Source organism: Paracoccus sp. FO-3 (assembly GCF_006386455.1).
Classification (GTDB): Bacteria; Pseudomonadota; Alphaproteobacteria; order Rhodobacterales; family Rhodobacteraceae; genus Paracoccus; species Paracoccus versutus.
The window spans coordinates 1-314 of record NZ_VCBQ01000332.1; the positions used below are offsets into that span (position 1 = coordinate 1).

The window sequence follows — 314 nt, forward strand, 5'->3', positions numbered from 1 at the left end:
AGTCTTCGGGCGCCACGAGAATGGAGGCAAATTGTTTGGACATGGGAATGGCGATCACAGTGGGATGAGGAGGGGGGAGGCGGCAAAAGGCCAACTTAGTAAACTAAACTCATCGGTTTTTGCGACATTTGAGCCCGGATGGCAACCGGGCACGAACTATCGCCAGGGCGGTATGCTTTCCGGTTGTATTAAGGCCGCTTTGTGACGGGCTTGCAAAGCGTTTTGCCATCTTGCTGCGCCGCCGGGGCAGGCAAAGCGCAAAGAACCGCTCATTCGGGCGGCGGGCTGCCGCCGGATTGGCCTGCGCCCGGCCC

Annotated in this window: 1 protein-coding gene; it reads right to left on the minus strand. The window is 59.6% G+C overall.

Features of this window, described 5'->3' with window-relative positions; translation table 11 throughout:
• Window positions 1-109 precede the first annotated feature (109 nt).
• A partial coding sequence (locus FE811_RS28070) for a hypothetical protein (protein WP_219848983.1) occupies window positions 110-314 on the minus strand: 205 nt, incomplete at its 5' end.